This window comes from Kitasatospora sp. NPDC030952, assembly GCF_055571335.1.
Genome location: NZ_JBVIFM010000030.1, coordinates 1 through 20640, shown reverse-complemented (window position 1 = coordinate 20640; position 20640 = coordinate 1). Strand labels below are relative to the sequence as shown.

Sequence of the window (20640 nt, the reverse complement as noted above, 5' to 3'; positions counted from 1 at the left end):
TGCTCCCGCTCGCAGTGGTTCAGACCACCCGCGCCGGACGGCGGGCGGGCTCGGATGGCGCAAGCCTACGCAGAACGCACCACCGAATCCCGTCCACCGCACGCCCGGAGCGTCACGCGCCGTACCGGCGTCCACTCCGGATCGTCCTTGCGCCGTAGCTCATTCGGAGAAGTGGTCCCAGCCGCCGACCCGGTCCCAGGGAGCGCCGTCCACCGTCACCCGGCCGCTGCGCGAGCCCCGCGGACGACCGGTCACCTCGCCCACCACCCGCCAGCGGGACGGGAGTTGGACCCCGCGCGGGAAGGTCGCCACGATCGCGTGGTCCTCGCCGCCGGACAGCACCCACACCAACGGGTCCACCCCGACCGCCTGGCCGATGTCGGCCATCTGCGCCGGGACGTCGAAGTCGGCGGCCCTGAGGTCGATGTCCACCTCGCTGGCGCGGGCCACGTGGCCGAGGTCGGCGACCAGCCCGTCGCTCACGTCGATCATCGAGGTCGCGCCCAACTCGGCCGCGGCCGGGCCCGCGTGGTACGGCGGCTCGGGCCGGCGGTGCGCCTCGACGAAGGCGCGCGGGGAGCGGAAGCCGCGCTGCAGCACCGTCAGTCCGGCCGCCGACCAGCCCAGCCAGCCGCACACCGCGATCACGTCGCCGACCTGGGCGCCGGAGCGCGTCACCGCCGCGCGCCCCTGGAGGTCGCCGAGCGCCGTGATCGCCAGCGTGACGGTGTCGCCGCGCACCACGTCGCCGCCGACCACCGTCGCCCCGGCGACCTGGCACTCGTCGCGCAGCCCGTCCATCAGCTCGGTGGCCCAGGTGGTCGGCAGGTCGGCGGGGGCGACCAGCCCGAGCAGTATCGCGGTGGGCACCGCGCCCATCGCGGCCACGTCCGCGAGGTTCTGGGCGGCGGCCTTGCGGCCCACGTCGTAGGCGGTCGACCAGTCCCGGCGGAAGTGCCGGTTCTCGATCAGGACGTCCGTGGTGGCCACCACCCGGCCGTCCGGGGCCTTCACCACCGCGGCGTCGTCCCCGGGGCCGAGGTCGACCGCGTCGGTGAGCGGTACCCGGGCGGTCAGCTCCCTGATGAGACCGAACTCGCCGAGCTCGCCCACGGTCCCCTGCATCTGCGTCCTCTCGCGTTTCCTTCCCGGACGGCACCGCCATCCGGAATCCAGTCCCCGTCGCTCCCCCGCGCGCAGCGTACGCCCTTCGGGAGCGCCGAAGTCTCCCCTCCCCGGCCCGCAGCGCGGTAGCGTGGTGATCAGCCTGCCGGTGAGCCCGCATCCACCCCTGCGCCAGACCGGGCGATCACGGCGGCGATCCCCCCAACCGGCCGCCGGGAGGTCACCCGTGGTACAGGCATACATCCTGATCCAGACCGAGGTAGGAAAGGCCACCTCGGTGGCCGAGACGATCGCGAAGATCCCCGGTGTGATCACCGCCGAGGACGTCACCGGTCCGTACGACGTGATCGTCAAGGCCGAGGCCGAGACGGTCGACGACCTCGGCCGCATGGTGGTCGCCAAGGTCCAGAAGGTGGAGGGCATCACCCGCACCCTCACCTGTCCGGTGGTCCATCTCTGAGCCCCGGCTACCATCGGCGGGTGGCCAGAGAACTCCGCATCCCCGAGGCGCTGACCGCCCTCCCCGCGCCGGTCCGCTGGCTGGCCCCACCCGTCGCACTGACCTGCACGGTCGTGCTGCTGGTCGGCAGTTGGGGCTCGGCCGACCAGGACGTCGCGGTCCCGCGGCCGAACGGGAGGGCCGCGGACTACTGCCGCACGCTGGACGCGGCGCTGCCGGCGGAGCTGCTCGGCCACGCCCGCAAGGACCCGTCGCCGGCCTCGCCGTACACGGCGGCCTGGGGCGGCTCGCCCCGGGTGGTGCTGCGGTGCGGCGTCGACCGGCCGGAGGAGCTGGACGGCGAGCACGCCGAGGACTGGTCGCCGACCGTCGACGACGTCACCTGGTGGTCGCAGAAGCTCGGCGACGGCGGCTACCGCTTCGTGACGACCATGCGGGCCGCCTACGTCGAGGTGACCGTTCCGGCCGGCGCCGCGCAGAACCCCTTCGACCCGGCGGCCGCCCTGACCGACGCGGTGAAGGCCAGCATCCCGGGCTGAGCGAGTACGCCGAACACGTGCGAGGGGCGGGCCGGAGGCTTCCGGCCCGCCCCTCGGCGCGTACGGACCCGCTACCGCAGCCCGGTCGAACGGCGCAGCGCGGTCTGCAGCAGCCGGTCGATCAGCTCCGCGTACGAGATCCCGCTGGCCTCCCACATCTTCGGGTAGGCGGAGATCGGGGTGAAGCCCGGCATGGTGTTGATCTCGTTGATCATCCAGGAGCCGTCCTCCAGCAGGAAGAAGTCCACCCGGGCCAGGCCCTCGCAGCCGAAGGCCTCGAACGCGGCGACCGCCTGGCGCTGGATCTCCGCGACCTCGGCGGCGGTCAGCTCGGCCGGGATCCGCACCTCGGAGGAGTCGATGTACTTGGCCTCGAAGTCGTAGAAGTCGAAGCCCTCGCCGACCAGTACCTCGGCCGGGACGCTGGCCCGCGGGCCGTCCTCGAACTCCAGCACCCCGCACTCGATCTCGCGGCCGGACACCCCCGCCTCGATGATCAGCTTGGGGTCGTGCCGGCGGGCCTCCTCGATCGCGGCGTCCAGCTCGGCCAGGTCCTTGACCTTGGTGATGCCGATGCTGGAGCCGGCCCGGCAGGGCTTCACGAACACCGGCAGGCCCAGCTCGGCGACCCGCTCGCGCACCGCGGCCCGGCCCTGCTCGGTCTCCCAGTCGCGCGGCCGCACGATCGTGTAGTGGCCGACGCCCAGACCGTGCGAGGCCAGGATCCGCTTGGCGAACTCCTTGTCCATGCCGGCCGCGCTGGCCAGCACGCCGTTGCCGACGTACGGGACGCCGGAGAGCTCCAGCAGGCCCTGCACGGTGCCGTCCTCGCCCCAGGGGCCGTGCAGCAGCGGGAACACCACGTCGACCTCGCCGAGGGCCTTGGGGGCGCTGCCCGGCTCGCTCAGCAGCACCTCCCGGCTGCCCGGGGACACCGGCAGCGCGACCTGCCCGTCGACGGCCTCGGCGACGTGCGCCACGTCCGGCAGCCTGCCGTCGGTGATCGCCATCCGGGCCGGCTCGTCGCTGGTCAGCGCCCAGCGGCCCTCGTGGGTGATGCCGATCGGCAGCACGTCGTACTTGTCACGGTCGATCGCCCGGAGAACGCTGCCCGCGGTCGAGACCGAGATCGCGTGCTCGGAGCTGCGCCCGCCGAAGACCAGCGCGACGCGCGGCTTCGAGGCGGACGGGTTCGGGGAGGTCTGTTCGATGCTCATATCGGGTTTGAGACTACCGTGCGAGGTGTTTCCGGGAAGTCAACGCGGACCCGGAGAGTCCGCCCGCGGACCCGCCGGACCCGCCTCGGCGCCGCTCCGTCCCGGCGCCCACGCCCCGGCGCCCCCGCCTCAGCGCCGCTCCGCCTTGGCCGAGCGGGACATCAGCGCCTGGAGCGCCTCCTGGGTCGGCCGCCCGTTGTGCACCACGTCCACCACGGCCTCGACGATCGGCATGTCGACCCCGCTGCGCCGGGCCAGGTCCAGCACCGATTCACAGGACTTGACGCCCTCCGCGGTCTGCCGGGTGGCCGCGATGGTCTCGGCCAGCGACATGCCCCGGCCCAGGTTCATCCCGAAGGTGTTGTTGCGCGACAGCGGTGAGGAGCAGGTGGCGACCAGGTCGCCCATCCCGGCCAGCCCCGCGAAGGTGTGCGGGTCCGCGCCCAGCACCTCGCCGAGCCGGGTGGTCTCGGCCAGTCCGCGGGTGATCAGCGTCGCCTTGGTGTTGTCGCCGAGCCCCATGCCGGCCGCCATGCCGACGGCCAGGCCGATCACGTTCTTGACGGCGCCGCCGAGTTCGCAGCCGATCACGTCGGTGTTGGTGTACGGCCGGAAGTACGGCGTGTGGCAGGCCGCCTGGAGCCGCTTGGCGACCGCCTCGTCGGTGCAGGCCACCACGCTGGCGGCGGGCTGCCGGTTGGCGATCTCCTTGGCCAGGTTGGGCCCGCTGACCACCGCGACCCGCTCCGGCCCGACCTTGGTGACCTCGTCGATCACCTCGCTCATCCGCTTGGCGGTGCCGAGTTCGATGCCCTTCATCAGGCTCACCAGCACGGTCTGCGGCTCGATCAGCGGCGCCCACGCGGCCAGGTTGTCGCGCAGCGTCTGCGAGGGCACCACCAGCACCGCGAAGTCGGCGCCGGCCAGCGCCTCGGCGGCGTCGGTGGTGGCCCGGACGGTGTCGGGCAGCCGGACGCCCGGCAGGTAGTCCGGGTTCTCGTGGGTGGTGTTGACGGCGTCCACCAGCTCCTGGCGGCGGGCCCACAGCACGACGTCGCAGCCGGCGTCGGCCAGCACCATCGCGAACGCGGTGCCCCAGGAGCCCGTCCCCATCACGGCGCAGCGGGTCATCGGCCCGCCCCCTGACCGTCGTTGCCGTCCCGCGGGCCCTTGGCCCGGCGGCGTTCGGCCTGCGCGACGGCGGCCCGCTCGCGGGCCGCCTTGCGCATGTCGTAGCGCTCGGCCGGCGGCTGCTCGCCGCGGACCTCGGCCAGCACGTCGGTGATGGCGGCCATGATGTCCTCGGTGGCGTCGTTGAGCACCTGGGCGGTGAGCTCCATGCCCTGGTACTTGCTCAGGTCCACCGCGGGCCCGGCGGCCACCGTCACCCGGTGGCGCGGGAACAGGTTGAACTTGCCCTTGCCGAAACCGGCCCGGCCGTACGGCGGGATGATCTCGTGGGCGCCCCAGTGCGCGACCGGGATGACCGGCGCACCGGTCATCAGCGCGACCCGGGCGACCCCGTTCTTGCCGGTCATCGGCCACAGGTCCGGGTCCCGGGTGAGCGTTCCCTCCGGGTAGAACTGCACGCACTGCCCGTTGTTGACGGCGTCGATCGCGGCCCGGAAGGCCTGCGCGGCGTCGGTGGACTCGCGGAACACCGGAATCTGACCGGTCTTGCGCAGCATGAATCCGATGAACGGGATCGAGAACAGCGAGGACTTGCCGAGGATCCGCGGCGGCCGCCCGCTGTTGTACTGCCAGTGCGCGTAGATCACCGGGTCGATGATCGAATTGTGATTCACCGCGGCGATGAAGCCGCCCTTCTCGGGAATGTGCTCCCAGCCCCGCCAGTCGGGCTTCACCAGGGCGGTCGTCACCGGCTTCACCAGCACGGCCGCGAAGCGGTACCAGATGCCGTAGTCGGCGTTGCCGAACTTGGCGTACGAGCGGCGGGCCACCCCAGCTCCTTCTCATCCGATGCGGCACGTGGGGTGCCGCGGTCATGGCCTCCGGTGCCGCGCACCGCTGCGACCTGCGAGCGGCGCCCGGGCCCCGGGCGCGGAACAGTGTCGCCCGCCTGCTCACCGGCTGTCGAGCGGCCGCGCCAACCCGCCGGGCGGGCGTGATCAAACGCACGTCCGCACAGCTCGGACGGCCTGGCGAGGGCTCCGGCCCCGGCGACACAATGACGCCGATGACCCAGGACACCGTACGCCCCAGCGGGCCCGTCGCGCCCGCCGCACCCGCCGCCGTCTGGTCGCTGGTGCTGCCGCTCAAGCCGCTCGCCCTGGCGAAGAGCCGACTGGCCCCGTACGCGGGGCCGCACCGGGCCGAGCTGGCCCTGTCCTTCGCCCTCGACACGGTCACCGCCGCGCTGGCCACCCCGGGCGTCGCCCGCGTCCTGGTGGTCACCCCGGACGCCGTCGCGGGCGCCCGACTGGCCGAACTCGGCGCCGTGGTGGTCGCGGACGAGCCCGGCGGCGGCCTCAACCGGGCGCTGGCGCACGGCGCGTCGGCCGCCCGGGCGCTCGCTCCGCGGACCCCGCTGGCCGCCCTCTCGGCGGACCTGCCGGCCCTGCGCCCGGCCGAACTCGCCCGGGTACTGGGCGCGGTGCCGCCGGACGGCCGGGCCTTCCTGCCGGACTCCCCCGGCCTCGGCACCACCCTGCTGGCCAGTTCCCCCGGCCGTCCGCTCGCCCCCGCCTTCGGGGACGGCTCCCGGGCCCGGCACGCGGCCGGCGGAGCGCTCGAACTGCGCCTGGCGGACGTGGAGTCGGTCCGCCGGGACGTCGACACCGGGGCCGACCTCGGCGAGGCCGCGACGCTCGGCCTGGGCCCGTACACCAGTGCGCTGTTCGCACGTCTGGACCGCTCCTGACCAGCCGGCCCGCCCGGCCCGCTCGCTATGCTGCTGGCATGCAGGCCACCGCGTTCACCTTCGACCCCGCCACCCGGGCCGGCTCCGTGCTGCTCGACGACGGGACCCCGGTGCCGTTCGACGCGTCCGCCTTCGACGCCGGCGGCCTGCTGCTGCTGCGCCCCGGCCAGCGGGTGCGGATCCGCACCGAGGGTGCCGGCGAGGCCCGCCGGGTGGTCTTCGTGACGCTGCAGACCTTCCCCGACGCCGCCGACGGACGCTGACCCGGTCGACGCGCGCCGACGCCGTCCCGCCGCCCTCCCCGCCTTCCTCGTTATCCGCCGGTCCCGCGGTTTTCCGTGCCCGGCCGGGGGCTGCCGTCTAATCCTGACTAAGCGCCCGGAAATCGAAAGAGCCGCGGCCACCCGGTCTCCGTAATTCACGGAAGGGGGTGCCGCGGCTCCGAGCCGAAGACCGTCCGAGGACAGTCGCGCGGGACTTACTTGGCAGAGGTCTTGCGCGCGGTGGTCTTGCGGGTGGCGGTCTTCTTCGCCGGCGCCGTCTTCTTGGCCGTGGCGGTCGCCTTCTTGGCGGTGGCCGTGGTCTTCTTGGCGGCGGCGGTGGTGGTCGCCTTCTTCGCGGCGGCCGTCTTCTTGGTCGCGGCGGCCTTGGTCGCGGTCGCCGTGGTCTTCTTGGCGGCGGCGGCCGTGGTGGCCTTCTTGGTGGCGGTCGCCTTCTTCGCGGCGGTGGCCGTGGTCTTCTTGGCGGCAGCCGTGGTGGTCGCCTTCTTCGCGGCGGCCTTCTTGGTGGCGGCCGGGGCGGCGGCGGCAGCAGCGGCGCGCTTGGTGGCGGCACGCTTGGCGGCCGGGGTCGCGGCGACGCCGGTCTTGCCCGGGGTGAGGGAGCCCTTGGGGGCCTTCTTCACCGAGGGGCCTTCCTTCGGCAGCTTCTTGCTGCCGCTGACCAGGTCCTTGAAGCCCTGGCCCGGACGGAAGCGGGGGACCGAGGTCTTCTTGACCTTGACCCGCTCGCCGGTCTGCGGGTTGCGGGCGAAGCGCGCGGAGCGCTCCACCTTCTCGAAGGTGCCGAAACCGGTGACCGAAACCCGGTCACCGGCCACAACGGCACGGACCATGGTGTCGAGCACTGCGTCGACGGCCTCTGCGGCAGCCTTGCGACCGCCCAGCTGCTCGGCCACCGCTTCGACAAGCTGAGCCTTGTTCACGTCTTCCCCTTCGGAAACGGGCGCCGGATGATTCCATCCGTTCTTTTCGCACGTTAGGTATGTATCTGCGGACTTTCAATTACCAAACGCGCGAATCACCCTAGTGTCGCAATGGATTTGCGCGTCCGCGACCTCAGTCGAGCGGCGGGCGCCCCTCGTCGAGGTCATGTACAAAGCGACTCAACCGCCTTGCCGCCTCCGGAAGATCGCGCTTGGCGGTCTCCGTGACGATGAGCAGTTGACGGGTGAGAGCGGTCTTTGCATCGACAGACACGTTCAGCGCATGCACGCGGGCGTGAGCTTGCTTCAACCGCTCGGCCACAAGCGCGTAGAGCGCTGCGACTTCCTGGTCGTCCGGCGCCTCAGCTGATGTTGCGGAGGTGACGTCCGGCCGATCGTCAATTCGGCGTTCGGATCCCCGGCCCGTGGACTCCTCGGACGCGGGTTCGCCGCCCGCGTACGGAGGTTCATGGTGCCGGTGCATGTACTGATTGTGCCATCTACCCGCAGTTGTACTTGCGCGGGGCCCTCTTCCGCAAAGCCGAATGGGCAATCCGGGGAGGACCCGGCGCTAACTCGTGCTCCGGAACGCCGGATGGCCCGGCCCCCCCGAAGGGGAGCGCGGGCCATCCGGTCGATCGTCAGAATGCTTGTTCTGAGGGGAACTCAGGAGACCGGCAGAGTACGGGGCTTGAACGCCGGACGGGTCGCCTCGTAGGCGGCGATGTCGGCCTCGTTCCGCAGGGTGATGCTGATGTCGTCCAGGCCGTTGAGCAGCCGCCAGCGGACGTTGTCGTCCAGTTCGAAGGGCGCGGTGACGCCCTCGGCCCGAACTTCCCGCTTCTCCAGATCAACGGTGATCTCGGCCGAAGGGTCACTCTCGGTGAGCGACCAGAGGCGCTCCACGGTCTCCTGGGGGAGCACGACGGTCAGCAGACCGTTCTTCAGCGAGTTGCCCCGGAAGATGTCGGCGAAGCGCGAGGAGATGACCGCGTGGAAGCCGTAGTTCTGCAGCGCCCAGACGGCGTGCTCGCGGGAGGAGCCGGTGCCGAACTCGGGGCCGGCCACCAGGACCGTGGCGCCCTGGCGCTCGGGCCGATTGAGGACGAACGACTCGTCCTTGCGCCAGGCTTCGAACAGGCCGTCCTCGAAACCGGATCGGGTGACCTTCTTGAGCCAATGGGCCGGGATGATCTGGTCGGTGTCCACGTTGCTGCGGCGCAGCGGGACGGCCCGGCCGGTGTGGGTGGTGAACTTCTCCATGGCTCAGGCCTCCACACTGTGCTGGATCGAAGAGAGGGCGTTGACGGACAGGTCGGACGGGGCGGCCAGGCGGCCCAGGACGGCGGTCGCGGCGGCGACCTGCGGGGAGACCAGGTGGGTGCGGCCGCCCTTGCCCTGCCGGCCCTCGAAGTTGCGGTTCGAGGTGGAGGCGCAGCGCTCACCCGGGGCGAGCTGGTCGGGGTTCATGCCCAGGCACATCGAGCAGCCGGCGTGCCGCCATTCGGCCCCGGCGGCGGTGAACACCGCGTCCAGGCCCTCCTCGACGGCCTGCAGGGCGACCCGTACGGAACCCGGGACGACCAGCATCCGCACCCCGTCGGCGACCTTGCGGCCCTCCAGTACGGCGGCGGCGGCCCGCAGGTCCTCGATCCGGCCGTTGGTGCAGGAGCCGACGAAGACGGCGTCGACGGCGACCTCGCGCAGCGGGGTGCCCGCCTCAAGGCCCATGTACTTCAGGGCGTTCTCGGCGGCCGCGCGCGCCTGCGGGTCGGCGAAGTCCGCGGGGTCGGGGACGTCGGCGCCGAGCGGGGCACCCTGGCCGGGGTTGGTGCCCCAGGTGACGAACGGGGTGAGCGTGCTCGCGTCGATGACCACCTCGTGGTCGAACACCGCGTCCTCGTCGGTGGTCAGGGTCCGCCAGTACTCGACGGCGGCGTCCCAGTCCTCGCCCTGGGGGGCGTGCGGGCGGCCCTTGAGGTACTCGAAGGTGGTGTCGTCGGGGGCGATCATCCCGGCTCGGGCGCCCGCCTCGATCGACATGTTGCAGACGGTCATCCGGGCCTCCATGGACAGGCTCCGGATCGCCGCACCGCGGTACTCCAGGACGTAGCCCTGGCCGCCGCCGGTGCCGATCTCGGTGATGACGGCCAGGATCAGGTCCTTGGCCGTGACGCCCTCGGGCAGTTCGCCCTCGACGGTGACGGCCATGGTCCGGAACGGCGCCAGCGGCAGCGTCTGGGTGGCCAGCACGTGCTCGACCTGGCTGGTGCCGATGCCGAACGCCAGCGCCCCGAAGGCACCGTGGGTGGAGGTGTGGGAGTCGCCGCAGACCACGGTGGTGCCGGGCTGGGTCAGGCCGAGCTGGGGGCCGACCACGTGCACCACGCCCTGCTCGACGTCGCCGAGCGAGTGGATCCGGACGCCGAACTCGGCCGCGTTGCGGCGCAGGGTCTCCAGCTGCACCCGGGAGACCGGGTCGGCGATCGGCTTGTCGATGTCCAGGGTCGGGGTGTTGTGGTCCTCGGTGGCGATCGTCAGATCGGTGCGGCGGACCGTACGGCCGGCCAGCCGGAGGCCGTCGAAGGCCTGCGGGCTGGTCACCTCGTGGAGCAGGTGGAGGTCGATGAAGAGGAGGTCGGGCTCGCCCTCCGCGCGCCGCACGACGTGGTCGTCCCAGACCTTCTCTGCGAGTGTCCGTCCCATCGGATTCCCTCCAGCCGGCCGCGTTGCCGGCCTTCTCGTGTCGTCGAGGTCATTCGCGTACGCCGCCCGTGCGGAGCGGGGTGCGCGCGACCTGCAGGCCGGATCGCTGTCCACGATGCGGACACTCTGACGAGGCCCCATCCTGGATGTCTCCCGGGCTGCTGCATCCAGAGTGGCGCTTTTCCCGGAAGATTGAACTTGCGTCTCGCGGAATGAGACTGCAGTCTTAGGGCATGGACAACTCTAGCGGCGTCGGCGTTCTCGACAAGGCCGCTCTGGTGCTGAGCGCACTGGAGTCGGGCCCCGCCACGTTGGCGGGGCTGGTCGCCGCCACCGGCCTGGCGCGCCCCACGGCCCACCGACTCGCCGTCGCACTCGAACACCACCGTCTGGTCACCAGGGACATGCAGGGGCGGTTCATCCTCGGCCCCCGGCTGTCCGAACTCTCCGCCGCGGCGGGAGAGGACCGGCTGCTCGCCACCGCGGGCCCGGTCCTGACCCACCTGCGCGACGTCACCGGCGAGAGCGCACAGCTCTACCGCCGCCAGGGCGAGATGCGGATCTGCGTAGCCGCCGCCGAGCGGCTCTCCGGCCTGCGGGACACCGTCCCGGTCGGCAGCACCCTGCCGATGAAGGCCGGTTCGGCCGCCCAGGTCCTGCTGGCCTGGGAGGAGCCGGAGCGGCTCCACCGCGGCCTCCAGGGCGCCCGGTTCACCGCCACCGCGCTGAGCGGCGTGCGGCGCCGGGGCTGGGCCCAGTCGATCGGCGAGCGGGAGCCGGGCGTCGCGTCCGTCTCCGCTCCCGTGCGCGGCCCCTCCAACCGCGTGGTGGCCGCCGTCTCCGTCTCCGGCCCGATCGAGCGACTGACCCGCCACCCGGGCCGGCTGCACGCCCAGGCCATCATCGAGGCCGCGAACCGGCTCACCGAGGCCCTGCGCCGGAGCTGACCCGGCCGAATTCCCCCACCGACCCCACCCACCCCCACTCCCCCACCGAAAACAGCCGAAGGCCCCCGCTCGGAGTCGAGCGGGGGCCTTCGGCGGCATTCACCGGGAAAAGCAAAAAGGCCCCGCCAGGGGGCCTTTCCAATTTCTGGCTGGGGTACCAGGACTCGAACCTAGACTAAATGAACCAGAATCACTCGTGCTGCCAATTACACCATACCCCAACACAAAGCAAGGGCCGATGGGCGAGCCCACCGGCTTCCTGCTCTGAAGTACCCCCGACCGGATTCGAACCGGCGCTACTGCCGTGAGAGGGCAGCGTGCTAGGCCGCTACACAACGGGGGCATCCTGGCGATCCCTTGCGAGATCAGTACCCCCGACCGGATTCGAACCGGCGCTACTGCCGTGAGAGGGCAGCGTGCTAGGCCGCTACACAACGGGGGCTTTCCAGGCGGTCCCTTGCGGGACCAGTACCCCCGACCGGATTCGAACCGGCGCTACTGCCGTGAGAGGGCAGCGTGCTAGGCCGCTACACAACGGGGGCTTGGATCTTCATTTGTACTGCCGTCCGACCGTTACCGATCGTACTGCGCTGGGGTACCAGGACTCGAACCTAGACTAACTGAACCAGAATCAGTCGTGCTGCCAATTACACCATACCCCACCAGAGTTGAACCCCGGCGGGGCCTTCTCAGGCGTCGCGCCTCTCGGTCGGTCCGGCTCCGAGGGGCTTTCGCTCCCTCGTCCGTTCCCTCCCGGGCGGCGCAGAAAGAACATTACCCGACGTCTGCCCTGGCTCCAAAATCGATAACCGCAGGCAGCGGCCAGGAGGCCGTCCGGTGACCTCCGGGTGCGCCGCGGGCCCGGCACGGAGCCGGGCCCGCGGGCTGCTCAGCGGCCCGCCGGGGCGGGCCCTGGGGGGCTACCGGGCCACTACTGGGCGGCCGGCAGGGCGTCCAGGGCGGAGCGGAGGCGGCGCAGCGTCTCGGGGCGGCCGAGCAGCTCCATCGACTCGAACAGCGGCGGCGAGACCCGGCGGCCCGTGACGGCCACCCGCAGCGGCGTGAAGGCGAACTTGGGCTTGATGCCCAGGCCCTCCACCAGCGCCTCGCGCAGCGCGGCCTGGATCGGCTCCGGGGTGAAGTCCGCGAGCTCCTCCAGCGCCTTGACGCTGGCCTCCAGCACCGGGCCGGCGTCGGCGGTCAGCACCTTGGCGGCGTCGTCCGGGTCCACCGCGAAGTCGGCCGGGTCGACGAACAGGAAGCCGGCCATGTTCACGATCTCGCTGAGCACGACCATCCGCTCCTGGGTGAGCGGCGCGATCCGGGCCAGCAGGTCCAGCTGCTCGGCGGTCGGCTCGGCCGGCAGCAGGCCGGGGTCCTGGAGGAACGGCACCAGGCGCCGGACGAAGTCCTCCGGGGCCAGCCGGCGGACGTGCTCGGCGTTGATCGCCTCGCACTTCTTCAGGTCGAAGCGGGCCGGGTTGGAGTTCACCTTGGCCACGTCGAAGGCGGCGACCATCTCGTCCATGTCGAACAGGTCGCGGTCCTCGGCGAGCGACCAGCCCAGCAGGGACAGGTAGTTGAGCAGGCCCTCGCGGATGAAGCCGCGCTCGCGGTACAGGTTGAGCGAGGACTGCGGGTCGCGCTTGGAGAGCTTCTTGTTGCCCTCGCCCATCACGTACGGCAGGTGGCCGAAGCGCGGGGTGGTGCCCTCGCCGACACCGATCTCGGCGAGCGCCGCGTACAGCGCGATCTGCCGCGGGGTGGAGGACAGCAGGTCCTCGCCGCGCAGCACGTGGGTGATGCCCATCAGGGCGTCGTCCACCGGGTTGACCAGGGTGTACAGCGGGGCGCCGTTGGCCCGGACGATGCCGTAGTCCGGGACGTTCTCCGGCTCGAAGGTGAGCGTGCCGCGCACCAGGTCGTCGAAGGAGATGGTCCGGTCGGGCATCCGGAAGCGCAGGATCGGCTCGCGCTTCTCCAGCTTGTAGACGGCGACCTGGTCGTCCGTCAGGTCGCGGCAGTGGCCGTCGTAGCCGGAGGGCTTGCCGGCCGCGCGAGCCGCCTCGCGGCGGGCGTCCAACTCCTCGGTGCTGCAGTAGCAGTGGTACGCGTGGCCGGCCTCCTGGAGGCGGCGGGCGACGTCGGCGTAGATGTCCATCCGCTGCGACTGGCGGTACGGCGCGTGCGGGCCGCCGACCTCCGGACCCTCGTCCCAGTCCAGGCCGAGCCAGCTCATGGCCTCGAGCAGCTGGCCGTACGACTCCTCGGAGTCGCGGGCGGAGTCGGTGTCCTCGATCCGGAAGACCAGCTTGCCGCCGGTGTGGCGGGCGTAGGCCCAGTTGAACAGGGCCGTGCGGACCATGCCCACGTGGGGGTTGCCGGTCGGGGACGGACAGAAGCGAACCCGGACGGCCGGGTCAGTGTTAGCCACGCTTGATCACCTTGTTGGTGAGAGTGCCGATGCCTTCGATGGAGACGGCGACCTCGTCGCCGACGTTGAGGGGGCCCACCCCTGCGGGCGTGCCGGTGAGGATGACGTCGCCGGGCAGCAGCGTCATGGCCTCGGAGATGTGGACGACCAGTTCGGCGACCGAGCGGATCATCAGGGAGGTGCGACCGGTCTGGCGGAGCTCGCCGTTGACCGTGCAGGTGACGGCGAGGTCGCTCGGGTCGAGGTCGGTCTCGATCCACGGCCCGAGCGGGCAGGCGGTGTCGAAGCCCTTGGCCCGGGCCCACTGGCCCTCGCGCTGCTGGACGTCCCGGGCGGTGACGTCGTTGGCGCAGGTGTAGCCGAGGATCACCTCGGGCACCCGGTCCAGCGGCACCTCGCGGCACATCCGGCCGATCACCACGGCGAGTTCGGCCTCGTGGTGGACGTCCGAGGAGAACGGCGGGTACGCGATGTTCTCGGTCGGGCCGATCACCGAGGTGGACGGCTTGAAGAAGGTGAGCGGGACGTCCGGGACGTCGTTGCCCAGCTCCGCCGCGTGCGCCGCGTAGTTGCGGCCGACCGCCACGATCTTGTTGGGGAGCATCGGGCTGAGCAGCCGGACGTCCTGGAAGCGGTAGCTCTCGCCGGTGGGCTGGGGTTGGCCGAACGGGTGGCCGGCCAGCTCGTGGACGACCAGCGAGTCGGGCTGGGAGGGGTCCCCCTCGACCACGCCGAAGGAGACGCTGCCGGCGGCAGGGCTCCCCTCCCGGACGGAAAACCTGGCAATGCGCACGGCTGGGCTACCCCTCGCTTCGTCGGCCGCCCGGGGCGCCCCCGGGCGCTGCTGGGCGCCTCGCCCGCCACGGGCGCGGCCCCGTCAATCGTGGCCCAGGCTATCGCGTGGGGCCCGTCGGGGGCGCTTTGCCCCAGTTCAGTGCGGTTCGAGGGGGGAACGCCCCGGAGGCGAGCGGGCGAATCACCGCCCCGAGCCGAAGGGGCGCGCCGGTGCCGAAAGGGAGAAGGGCCAAGCCGCCGACGAAGGAGGTGGCGCAGCGCCCGCCGACCGTCGGCGCCGGGCCAAGAGCGCCCCGGACGTGAGCGGGCGAATCACCGCCCCGAGCCGAAGGGGCGCGCCGGTGCCGAAAGGGAGAAGGGCCAAGCCGCCGACGAAGGAGGTGGCGCAGCGCCCGCCGACCGTCGGCACCGGGCCAAGAGCGCCCCGGAGGCGAGCGGGCGAATAGCCGAGGGCGCCGCGAACCAGCGGGTTCGCGGCGCCCTGGGGTGGAGCTCGGTCGGGTCAGTCCAGCGGGGCGATGACCGGGGCGACCATCAGCTGGGTGCGGCGCGGGTTGGCGGTGCTGGCCGGCAGCTCGGTGGCGTAGGTGACGACGTCCTCGGACTTGCGGGCGCCCGGGATCTTGCTGAAGTCCTCGACCGAGGCCAGCGTGGTCCGGCGCGGGTTCGCCGTGGAGCGGCAGGACAGCGTGGACTTGGTGGCCTTCTTCGCCAGGGACATCGAGAGCACCTCGTGTTCGTGGCCGGGCGGATCGCCAGGGATTCCGCGCCGGCCTGCGTGATTCCGATTGATTCGGAGGGGTTCTGGGCAGGCTGATCGAGCCGTGCTCCGGAGACAGCCAGGTTACGAGATCTCATTCCACAGAGGCCGTGACCAAAGCTACACATTAGCCTGTGATTTTGCTCACAAATTGACGCACAAATCACGAATATCCGACATATCGCCGGATCGGAATTTCCCGGCATTCCGCACACAACGGGCATTTCGGCAGGTCTGCGACTCTTGTCGATCTCGGGTCACGTTGGCATGTATCCGGCGAGTGTCCGAAAAAGGCGGTATTCCGGTCCGGTTACCGCACAGTCAGTGAGATCCCGCATGCGGTCGGTAGTACCCGGCGGCAGGTTCCAGCGGCCCTTGTTGGGATTCCCTGGCTGTGCTGGAATGCCACGGACCGTGGGTAGGGAGCAGTCCACCCCGGCGACCCGCTCTCCCGGACCGGCCGGGGTGCGGACGAAACTCGACACCGTCCAGGCCGTGGCGACGCGGCGGGACGCCCGGTCCAGAGGTTGCGACGCCAGTGCAGGGACGTTTCAAAAGGGGTAGCGGCGCCGCGGGTGACCCGGAGTCGCGCGAGCCCGGGGCAGCACCTCAGCAGGCGGCGGCCCCCGGTGGCCCGACCGACCCCGTGACGCCCGAGGCCCCCGCCGGCCCGGACGACGACGGCCAGGAACGGAAGTCCGCCCGGGACAAGCTCCGGACCACCCTGACCAGGCGCCGCGCCACCGGTCTGAGCCGGCTCGCGATGCGCAACTGGCGCATCCGCACCCGGCTCATCGCCCTGCTCGCGCTGCCCGTCCTGGTCTCGCTGGTCCTCGGCGGCCTGCGCATCCAGACCTCGCTGGAGAACTCCCAGCAACTCGCCCAGATGGCCAACCTGTCCGATCTGGCCAAGAAGGCGACCAACCTCGCGGACGCGCTGCAGACCGAGCGCGACCTCAGCGCCGGCTACATCACCAACCGTCCGAACGACCCGCTGGACGACGAGATCGTCGCCGCCCGCAAGTCCACCGACGACCTCAGCCGCACCTTCACCGCCTCCTCCGACAAGTTCGAGAACCTCGAACTCTCCGGCGGGAAGGCCCTGTTGTTCCAGATCCGCAAGGACCTGAACTCGATCGCGGACGCCCGCAACACGCCGTACCAGAACAACCAGAACATCCAGGCGACGATCACCGCCTACGACGTGATCATCCGCGACCTGCTGGGCATCACCCAGGACATCGCGCTCGCCTCGAACAACAAGGACCTGCTGGTCGCCACCCGCGCCCTGCAGCAGTTCTCGCTGGCCAAGGACGCCACCTCGCAGCAGCGCGCGTTGATCAGCGCCGGTCTGGCCAACCCCAAGGCCCCCGACCTGAGCGCGAGCGACGAGTCCTTCGGCATCCGTCTGCGCACCACGTACGACAACGCGCTCACCAGTTTCAACAACATCTACACCGCGCACGACCTGGACAACCTGCGCGGCCAGCTGAGCTACAACAACGTGGTCGCCGAGGCCGACCGCTACTCGCGCTCGATCCTCCAGCCGGGCGGCATCCACCAGACCGAGCCGGTCTCGTACAAGGACTGGTACGAGAAGGCCACCACCAAGATCACGGCCGAGCGCCGGATCGAGTCCAAGCTGATCGAGGACCTCGACGGAAAGGCCCAGGACCTCCAGTCCCAGGCCGACACCGAGGCCCTGATCATCGGTGCCGCCGTCGCCCTGACCCTGCTCGTCGCCCTCGGCGGCGCCGGTCTGATCGCCCGCTCGATGGTGCGCTCGCTGACCCGACTGCAGACCGCGGCCGAGGACGTCGCCGAGCGGCGCCTGCCCGAGCTGGTCAAGACGCTCTCCGAGAGCGACCCGCACGACGTCGACACCACCGTCGAACCGGTCGCCGTCGACTCGACCGACGAGATCGGTCACGTGGCGCACGCGTTCGACATGGTGCACAGCGAGGCCGTCCGTCTCGCCGCCGAGCAGGCCCTCCTGCGCGGCAACATCAACGCGATGTTCACCAACCTGTCGCGCCGCAGCCAGGGCCTGATCCAGCGCCAGCTGTCGCTGATCTCCGAGCTGGAGAGCCGCGAGGCCGACCCGGACCAGCTGGCCAACCTGTTCAAGCTCGACCACCTCGCGACCCGCATGCGCCGCAACGGCGAAAACCTCCTCGTCCTCGCCGGTGAGGACCCGGGCCGCCGCTGGACCCGCCCCGTCCCGCTGGTCGACGTGCTCCGCGCCGCCGCCTCCGAGGTGGAGCAGTACGAGCGCATCGAGCTCGCCGCCGTGCCGTCGGCCGAGGTCGCCGGCCGCGTCGTCAACGACCTCGTCCACCTGCTCGCCGAGCTGCTGGAGAACGCCACCTCGTTCTCCAGCCCGCAGACCCGCGTCCGGGTCACCGGCCACGCCCTGCCGGACGGCCGGGTGCTGGTCGAGATCCACGACACCGGCATCGGCCTCAGCCCGGACGACCTCGCCGAGATCAACGAGCGCCTCGCCAACCCGCCGACGGTGGACGTCTCGGTCTCCCGCCGCATGGGCCTCTTCGTGGTCGGCCGCCTGTCCCTGCGACACGGCATCCGGATCCAGCTCCGCCCCAGCGACTCGGGTGGCACCACCGCGCTGGTCATGCTCCCCGTCGACGTCACCAACTCCGCCGACCGCCGCGGCGCCGGCCGCCCCGGCCCCGGCGGCCCGGGCAAGCAGCAGCGCGGGGTCGCCCCGACGCCGCGCCAGCAGCGCCAGATGCCGCCCGGCCGCCAGAACGGTCCGGCCGCGCTCGGCCAGGGCCCGGGCGGCGGTGCCCCGCAGGGCGGGCGTCCGCAGCTCGGCCAGGGCGGACCGGGCGCCCCGGCGGCTCCCACCGCGCCCGGTGCTCCCGGCGCTCCTGCCGCGCCGACCGGCCCGGGTGCGCCCGGCGGCCTGGCCGGACTGCCGACCCGTAAGGTCGGGCAGTCGCTGCGCGAGAACCCCGTCGTGCCGGGCCAGCCGGCTCCGGGCCAGCAGGGTCCGGGCCAGGGTCAGCAGGGTCAGGGCCAGCAGGGCCCCGGCCAGCCGGGTCAGGGCCAGCCGCGCCGCCGCGGCCAGGGCCAGCCGGGCCCCGCGCCGCAGGCTCCCGCCCAGCCGGGTGCCGGCCAGCAGGGCCAGCAGGGCCAGCCGCAGCAGTCCCCTCAGGGCGGCCTGCCGCAGCGCGCCCCCGGCCGCCAAGGCCCGCCGCAGGGCTCGCCGCAGGGCGCCCCGAACGGTCTGCCGCGCCGCGGCCAGGGCCGCCCCGGCCAGGAGCGTCCGCGCCCCGCGGGCGAGTTCGACGGTGGTCCGGGCGCTCCGGCCCCGCGGAGCGGCGAGCAGCCGCAGCACGGCCGTCCGGGCGGACCCGGCGCCCCGCAGCAGCAGGGTGCCCGTCCGGGCAACCGTCCGCAGGCCGGCCTGCCGCAGCGCACCCCCGGCCGTCAGGGCCCCGGTGCGCCCGGCCAGCAGGGTCCGCAGGGCCGACCGGCTCCGCAGGGCCAGCCGGGCCAGCGCCGTCCGCAGCACCCCGGCCCGGACGCGCCGCAGCAGGGCCGTCAGCCGCAGCTGCCCCCGCAGCAGCAGCCGCAGCCGCTGCCGTCGGCCGAGCCGGCGCCGCTGGAGAGCACCCAGCAGTTCGCCCGGCCGCGCTTCGAGGCCAGCCAGATCGACCCGCGTGACCCGCTGGGCCTCGGCCTGGTGGAGCCGGTGCTGCCGAACGTGCCGACCCCGGCCCAGCCGCAGCCGGCCCCGCAGCAGCAGCCGCTGCCCCAGCACCCGCAGCAGCAGCAGCGTCAGGAGCCGATGGCACTGCCGACCGGCCCGTCCGACGCCGCCGGCGAGCAGCCCTGGTACCCACAGCAGGCCGACGGCCGGATGCAGGACCCGGAGCAGGGCCGTCCCCAGCCGTACCAGCCGCGCCGGCCCGGCACCTCGGCGCCGGAGCTCCAGGAGCCCGGGCAGCCGCAGCGGGCCCCGCAGCAGCAGCCCCGGCAGGCCCCCCAGGCCCAGGCCCCCCAGCAGCAGGCGCCGCAGCCGCAGGCCCCCCAGGGCCCGCCGCAGCCCGGTCAGCCCGGTCAGGGTGACGCGCCCTGGCGCCCGTCCGCGAACGACGAGCGCTGGCGCCGGGCCGAGCAGGTCCGCGAGCCGTCGACCAGCGGGGTCACCATGTCCGGCCTCCCCCGGCGCACCCCGCAGGCCAACCTGGTCTCCGGCACCGCCGAGTCCTCCCCGCTGACCGGTCCCCAGGTCTCCCGCGCCCCCGAGGAGGTCCGCGGCCGCCTGACCAACCTGCGCCGCGGCATCCAGCAGGGCCGCCGGGCCGGGGCCGAGCAGGCCGCCAACCCGCCGGGCTTCCAGCATGGTGCCCAGCAGCCCGGATTCGATAGTTTCGGTGGCCGGAGCGACGGCAACGGCGCAGATCACCAGGAGCGTTGAGTTGAACCAGATGAGCCAGGCCGCACAGAACCTGAACTGGCTGATCACCAATTTCGTGGACAACACCCCCGGGGTGTCCCACACCGTGGTGGTCTCCGCGGACGGCCTCCTGCTGTGCATGTCGGAAGGCTTCCCGCGCGACCGCGCCGACCAGCTCGCCGCCGTCGCCTCCGGCCTCACCTCCCTCACCTCCGGCGCCAGCCGGATCTTCGAAGGCGGCGAGGTCAACCAGACCGTCGTCGAGATGGAGCGCGGCTTCCTCTTCCTCATGGCCGTCAGCGACGGCTCCGCCCTCGCCGTCCTGGCCGCACCCGACTCCGACATCGGCCTCGTCGGCTACGAGATGGCCCTGCTCGTCGACCGAGCCGGCGCCGTCCTCACCCCCGCACTCCGCGCGGAACTCCAGGGCAGTCTCCTGCACTGACCGGAACCCACGCGGATCACCCACCGTTCCACCCCGCACCGGGTCCGACCCGACCGGCCCCGGCGCACCACCCTCAGCTACCCTCAGGCAGCTGATCCCGCCTCAGCTGGCACCGCCCCAGCTGGAACCGGCTGCCCAAGGCCGCAGCACAAGGAGGACCCATGACCCCGCCCTCGACACCCGCCGGCCCGTACGGCAGCGGGTACGGCAGCGGCTACGGCGGGCAGCAGTCCGACGGCTACGAGCAGCAGCCGCTGGTCCGCCCGTACGCGATGACCGGCGGCCGGACGCGCCCCCGGTACCAGCTCGCGATCGAGGCCCTGATCTCGACCACGGGCTCGGCCGAGCGCACCACCGGGCTGCTGCCCGAGCACGCCCGGATCGTCAACCTCTGCCGTGAGGTCAAGTCCATCGCGGAGATCTCCGCACTGGCCGGTGTGCCGCTCGGTGTGGCCCGCATCCTCGTGGCCGACCTTGCCGAGGCCGGTCTTGTCGCCATCCACCAGCCCGCCGCCGCGGGCGAGTCGGGCGGAACGCCCGATGTCACGCTGCTCGAAAGGGTCCTCAGTGGACTTCGCAAGCTCTAACGGACCCGCCCGCGCCACGACCTCCGCGAAGATCGTCATCGCGGGCGGCTTCGGTGTCGGCAAGACCACGCTCGTCGGCGCCGTCTCCGAGATCAACCCCCTGCGCACCGAAGC

19 protein-coding genes, 5 tRNA genes and 1 pseudogene are annotated in these 20640 nt (G+C 72.3%); 9 read left to right on the top strand and 16 right to left on the bottom strand.

Annotation, left to right across the window (positions count from 1 at the left end; translation table 11 throughout):
• Positions 1-159: 159 nt before the first annotated feature.
• On the bottom strand, positions 160-1125 hold the full coding sequence (locus ACZ47G_RS34940; protein WP_380453424.1) for a thiamine-phosphate kinase: 966 nt from the start codon (positions 1123-1125) through the stop codon (positions 160-162).
• 226 nt (positions 1126-1351) lie between these two features.
• On the opposite strand from ACZ47G_RS34940, the gene ACZ47G_RS34935 reads away from it, so the two are divergent.
• Entirely contained in the window at positions 1352-1585 is a 234-nt protein-coding gene (locus ACZ47G_RS34935) for an Lrp/AsnC family transcriptional regulator (RefSeq protein WP_380453427.1), read from the top strand.
• A 20-nt stretch (positions 1586-1605) separates the two neighbouring features.
• Positions 1606-2124 (top strand): DUF3515 domain-containing protein, encoded by a 519-nt coding sequence (locus tag ACZ47G_RS34930; protein ID WP_465749746.1) that lies wholly within the window; start codon positions 1606-1608, stop codon positions 2122-2124.
• 71 nt (positions 2125-2195) lie between these two features.
• Here ACZ47G_RS34930 and ACZ47G_RS34925 read toward each other — a convergent pair whose 3' ends face one another.
• The 3 genes from ACZ47G_RS34925 to ACZ47G_RS34915 all read right to left on the bottom strand — a co-directional run bounded on the left by ACZ47G_RS34925 (position 2196) and on the right by ACZ47G_RS34915 (position 5302).
• A complete protein-coding gene (locus ACZ47G_RS34925) occupies positions 2196-3341 on the bottom strand; it encodes a D-alanine--D-alanine ligase family protein (protein WP_465749744.1) in 1146 nt (381 codons plus the stop codon).
• 129 nt (positions 3342-3470) lie between these two features.
• Positions 3471-4472: an NAD(P)H-dependent glycerol-3-phosphate dehydrogenase gene (locus ACZ47G_RS34920; RefSeq protein ID WP_465749742.1), complete on the bottom strand. Its 1002-nt coding sequence runs from the start codon at positions 4470-4472 to the stop codon at positions 3471-3473.
• Entirely contained in the window at positions 4469-5302 is an 834-nt protein-coding gene (locus ACZ47G_RS34915; RefSeq protein WP_465749740.1) for a lysophospholipid acyltransferase family protein, read from the bottom strand. The genes ACZ47G_RS34920 and ACZ47G_RS34915 overlap by 4 nt, the downstream gene beginning before the upstream one ends.
• A 236-nt stretch (positions 5303-5538) precedes the next feature.
• On the opposite strand from ACZ47G_RS34915, the gene cofC reads away from it, so the two are divergent.
• Together cofC and ACZ47G_RS34905 are read left to right on the top strand one after the other, a co-directional pair.
• Positions 5539-6222: a 2-phospho-L-lactate guanylyltransferase gene (cofC, locus tag ACZ47G_RS34910; protein ID WP_465749738.1), complete on the top strand. Its 684-nt coding sequence runs from the start codon at positions 5539-5541 to the stop codon at positions 6220-6222.
• 38 nt (positions 6223-6260) lie between these two features.
• On the top strand, positions 6261-6485 hold the full coding sequence (locus tag ACZ47G_RS34905; protein ID WP_465749736.1) for a hypothetical protein: 225 nt from the start codon (positions 6261-6263) through the stop codon (positions 6483-6485).
• A gap of 215 nt (positions 6486-6700) precedes the next feature.
• Here the strand turns inward: ACZ47G_RS34905 and ACZ47G_RS34900 are convergent, their stop codons facing one another.
• The 4 genes from ACZ47G_RS34900 to leuC all read right to left on the bottom strand — a co-directional run bounded on the left by ACZ47G_RS34900 (position 6701) and on the right by leuC (position 10132).
• Positions 6701-7426, bottom strand: coding sequence for an HU family DNA-binding protein (locus ACZ47G_RS34900; RefSeq protein ID WP_465749735.1), 726 nt, complete (start codon positions 7424-7426; stop codon positions 6701-6703).
• Positions 7427-7559: 133 nt separating this feature from the next.
• Positions 7560-7910 (bottom strand): SCO5555 family protein, encoded by a 351-nt coding sequence (locus ACZ47G_RS34895; protein WP_380453449.1) that lies wholly within the window; start codon positions 7908-7910, stop codon positions 7560-7562.
• 182 nt (positions 7911-8092) lie between these two features.
• On the bottom strand, positions 8093-8689 hold the full coding sequence (gene leuD, locus ACZ47G_RS34890) for a 3-isopropylmalate dehydratase small subunit (protein ID WP_465749733.1): 597 nt from the start codon (positions 8687-8689) through the stop codon (positions 8093-8095).
• 3 nt (positions 8690-8692) lie between these two features.
• Positions 8693-10132, bottom strand: coding sequence for a 3-isopropylmalate dehydratase large subunit (gene leuC / locus ACZ47G_RS34885; protein WP_465749731.1), 1440 nt, complete (start codon positions 10130-10132; stop codon positions 8693-8695).
• Positions 10133-10365: 233 nt separating this feature from the next.
• On the opposite strand from leuC, the gene ACZ47G_RS34880 reads away from it, so the two are divergent.
• Positions 10366-11079 (top strand): IclR family transcriptional regulator, encoded by a 714-nt coding sequence (locus tag ACZ47G_RS34880; protein WP_030306825.1) that lies wholly within the window; start codon positions 10366-10368, stop codon positions 11077-11079.
• A gap of 146 nt (positions 11080-11225) precedes the next feature.
• Here ACZ47G_RS34880 and ACZ47G_RS34875 read toward each other — a convergent pair.
• The 8 genes from ACZ47G_RS34875 to ACZ47G_RS34840 all read right to left on the bottom strand — a co-directional run bounded on the left by ACZ47G_RS34875 (position 11226) and on the right by ACZ47G_RS34840 (position 15029).
• Positions 11226-11300 (bottom strand) — tRNA-Gln (locus ACZ47G_RS34875).
• A 49-nt stretch (positions 11301-11349) separates the two neighbouring features.
• A tRNA-Glu gene (locus tag ACZ47G_RS34870) sits at positions 11350-11422 on the bottom strand.
• A 26-nt stretch (positions 11423-11448) separates the two neighbouring features.
• Positions 11449-11521, bottom strand: a tRNA-Glu gene (locus ACZ47G_RS34865).
• Positions 11522-11548: 27 nt separating this feature from the next.
• Positions 11549-11621 (bottom strand) — tRNA-Glu (locus ACZ47G_RS34860).
• A 48-nt stretch (positions 11622-11669) separates the two neighbouring features.
• Positions 11670-11741, bottom strand: a tRNA-Gln gene (locus ACZ47G_RS34855).
• Between the two features lie 269 nt (positions 11742-12010).
• On the bottom strand, positions 12011-13513 hold the full coding sequence (gene gltX, locus ACZ47G_RS34850; protein WP_465749728.1) for a glutamate--tRNA ligase: 1503 nt from the start codon (positions 13511-13513) through the stop codon (positions 12011-12013).
• Positions 13506-14306 (bottom strand): fumarylacetoacetate hydrolase family protein, encoded by an 801-nt coding sequence (locus ACZ47G_RS34845; RefSeq protein ID WP_465749726.1) that lies wholly within the window; start codon positions 14304-14306, stop codon positions 13506-13508. The genes gltX and ACZ47G_RS34845 overlap by 8 nt, the downstream gene beginning before the upstream one ends.
• A 504-nt stretch (positions 14307-14810) precedes the next feature.
• Positions 14811-15029, bottom strand: a complete 219-nt coding sequence (locus ACZ47G_RS34840; RefSeq protein WP_380453461.1) for a hypothetical protein — start codon at positions 15027-15029, stop codon at positions 14811-14813.
• A 685-nt stretch (positions 15030-15714) separates the two neighbouring features.
• Here ACZ47G_RS34840 and ACZ47G_RS34835 point away from each other — a divergent pair.
• The 4 genes and pseudogenes from ACZ47G_RS34835 to ACZ47G_RS34820 form a co-directional block, all read left to right on the top strand.
• Positions 15715-19515: a nitrate- and nitrite sensing domain-containing protein gene (locus tag ACZ47G_RS34835; protein WP_465749724.1), complete on the top strand. Its 3801-nt coding sequence runs from the start codon at positions 15715-15717 to the stop codon at positions 19513-19515.
• A gap of 10 nt (positions 19516-19525) precedes the next feature.
• A complete protein-coding gene (locus tag ACZ47G_RS34830; RefSeq protein ID WP_030248297.1) occupies positions 19526-19939 on the top strand; it encodes a roadblock/LC7 domain-containing protein in 414 nt (137 codons plus the stop codon).
• A 161-nt stretch (positions 19940-20100) separates the two neighbouring features.
• The gene (locus ACZ47G_RS34825; RefSeq protein WP_465749722.1) at positions 20101-20526 is read left to right on the top strand and encodes a DUF742 domain-containing protein; all 426 of its coding nucleotides are present in this window, start codon (positions 20101-20103) and stop codon (positions 20524-20526) included.
• Positions 20507-20640 (top strand): annotated as a pseudogene (locus ACZ47G_RS34820) (ATP-binding protein); the annotation flags it as partial. The gene ACZ47G_RS34825 and the pseudogene ACZ47G_RS34820, both read left to right, overlap by 20 nt.